The 2,199-nt window shown below is 64.0% G+C and carries 2 protein-coding genes, 1 tRNA gene and 1 pseudogene; 1 reads left to right on the top strand and 3 read right to left on the bottom strand.

Annotated elements, in window-relative coordinates; genetic code table 11:
• Positions 1–277, bottom strand: a pseudogene (locus WBF82_RS06855) (cobalt ABC transporter ATP-binding protein); the annotation flags it as partial.
• Between the two features lie 245 nt (positions 278–522).
• On the opposite strand from WBF82_RS06855, the gene WBF82_RS06850 reads away from it, so the two are divergent.
• Entirely contained in the window at positions 523–1,440 is a 918-nt protein-coding gene (locus WBF82_RS06850) for a DMT family transporter (protein ID WP_424382313.1), read from the top strand.
• A 37-nt stretch (positions 1,441–1,477) separates the two neighbouring features.
• Here the strand turns inward: WBF82_RS06850 and WBF82_RS06845 are convergent, their stop codons facing one another.
• Both WBF82_RS06845 and WBF82_RS06840 read right to left on the bottom strand, forming a co-directional pair.
• Positions 1,478–1,822 carry a hypothetical protein gene (locus WBF82_RS06845; RefSeq protein ID WP_424382312.1) on the bottom strand — a complete coding sequence of 115 codons (345 nt, stop codon included), beginning with the start codon at positions 1,820–1,822 and terminating at the stop codon, positions 1,478–1,480.
• A 203-nt stretch (positions 1,823–2,025) separates the two neighbouring features.
• Positions 2,026–2,098 (bottom strand) — tRNA-Ala (locus tag WBF82_RS06840).
• Between the last annotated feature and the right edge of the window lie 101 nt (positions 2,099–2,199).

Below are 2,199 nucleotides of genomic sequence, written 5' to 3'. Positions count from 1 at the left end.
GCCCCCCGACATAGGTGCAAAGCGCGACCGCGCCAAAGCCGCTGAGGCCGACTACCAGGAAGCCGATCACCGAAGCGGCGATCGCCGCGGCGACCAGAACGCGGAGCCGATACCGGTAGGCCAGCAGCCCCATCGGCACGGCGCCGAGCAGACCCAGCCCGCCTGCGTGCGGGAGGACCACCGCGATGATCGCGATCGCCGCGCACAGAGCACCCATCACCGATGCCTGCGCCAATTCGGTGGGACGTAGCGATCGAGCTTGATCATGCCCGCTCATCGAGTGCCTGTGATAGTAGTCGTCATCCTCCGGCGGAGGCGCCCAAACCATTTGCTGCGTCACCTAATCGACCCCCCAACCCGTGTGCCCGAGCGCGCGGAAGAAACCTGTACTAGACATGGGAGCGCAAGCGTATGAACGGGCCGCTGTGAAGTCACTGAGAAGGACGCTGACCTCGACGTCCGCCGGACAGCACGTGTAAGTTAACGGCTTCCGGGCCGAACGTCATCGGCGAGGAGGGGGCAATGCCAAAGGCGGAGATTGCGGCGTTGCTCGCCCTGTGCGCCGCGTTAGCATCCGCATTCGGCAATGTGATTCGTCAGCGCTCTGCGCAGGAGATCACCGACAAACCGGTCGGCCACCTGAAGCTATTTCGCATGTCGTTCCGCGATACCCGCTGGTGGCTGGGCAGCGCTGCGGCGGTCGCCAATTACGGCTTGCTGATCGCGGCGCTCGCGCTCGGGTCGGTGGTGTTGGCGACGTCTCTGCAAGTGACAGCGCTGTTGTTCGCGTTGCCGATCTACACGCGGGTGACACATCATCGGGTGACCCGCTGGGAGTGGATGTGGGCGGTGCTGCTGGCGGTTGCGTTGGCCGTGTTCATCACGGTCGGCGACCCGGCAGCCGGCCACTCGCGTGGCTCGCTGACAACGTGGATGGTGGTGGCCGCGGCGATTGCCCCGGCGCTGGTGCTGTGCGTGCTCGCCGCGCGGATCTGGCCGGCTCGTCCAGCCGCAGCAGTATTGCTGGCCGTGGTGGCGGGTTCGTCGCTGGCGGTGTTCGCGGTGCTGACCAAAGGTGTCATCGAGGTGTTCGAAGACGGTGTGGGAGCCATGCTGCGCGCGCCAGAGGTCTACGCCTGGATACTGCTCGCGCTCGCCGGGATGATCTTTCAGCAGTCGTCGTTTCGCGCCGGTGCGCTGACCGCCTCGATGCCGACGGTGCTCGTGGCCGAGCCGGTGGTGGCGTCCGTGTTAGGTGTGATTGTGCTCGGCGAAACCCTCAACGCCCATGGCCCTGAGATATTCGTTTTGGCGGCCGCGGTGGTGGTGGTGATTGTCGCGACCTGGGCCCTGGCCCGTGGCAGGGCTGCCACAATGGCGGCACGCGCTGGGCGGGATGTGCAAATCACCGACCAGCCTGCGGTGTCATCCGACCGCTAGTCCCGTCGCTCATCGGTGGAGCTAAGGGGAGCCGCGGTCAGGTTGCGGGTGGGGCCGGCTGGTCGGGCGGAATCGCCCCGGCGCAGCCACCAGGCGGTGGCGGGCCAGGCATGGGTTCGTCGCCGCCGACGCAGTCGTAATAAAACTGGGGACCGGCCATCCAGGTTTTCATCCACTGATGCCAAAACGACCCGTCGGGGTACTTGTCCCCGTCGCACACGGCCAACTTGCCGTAACCCCATCGACCACCCGGGCAGAAGCCCTTCGTCATGTCCGGCTGGTGCGGGTCAGGCGGATCAGCGCTGGCAACCGCAGGGGAAAGAACAAGCGCCGCAGCACAACTCAATATCGCAGCGCCATGCCAAGTAAGCCTGAATGTCATCCCCACTCCCTTGAACATGAATCAATAAAGCCGATTCCAAGCGATTTGTCGCTGACGTAAATGTATCGGGATCCACCCCGGCTAACAGCAGGAACGTCAGGGTCCAGGATTCAGCGATTGAGGCTGATCATTTTACGTATCCCAGGATCGCCCATTCAGCCCCGACGCGACCTCAAAAATTGGTCTGAGATGCGGACATTGAGTGGAGCTAAGGGGACTCGAACCCCTGACCCCCACACTGCCAGTGTGGTGCGCTACCAGCTGCGCCATAGCCCCTGAAGTTGTGCCCATCGAAGCTACACCACCACTTGCCAGCCTTCAAAGTCGCTGATCACGACGGGTCTACCGCAAAGGATCGAATTCGCGCAGTCCTGGTG

Origin of the sequence: Mycobacterium sp. (assembly GCF_049673265.1) — a bacterium.
In the GTDB taxonomy this organism is placed as follows: Bacteria; Actinomycetota; Actinomycetes; order Mycobacteriales; family Mycobacteriaceae; genus Mycobacterium.
The sequence above is the reverse complement of the archived record's forward strand: the minus strand, read 5'-3'. Positions and strand labels throughout refer to the sequence as shown.

What these genes read in the sequence shown, in the direction of transcription:
- WBF82_RS06850 (WP_424382313.1), top strand. Translation starts at nt 523, where the DNA reads ATGCCAAAGGCGGAGATTGCGGCGTTGCTCGCCCTGTGCGCCGCGTTA.
- WBF82_RS06845 (WP_424382312.1), bottom strand. Translation starts at nt 1,822, where the DNA reads ATGACATTCAGGCTTACTTGGCATGGCGCTGCGATATTGAGTTGTGCT.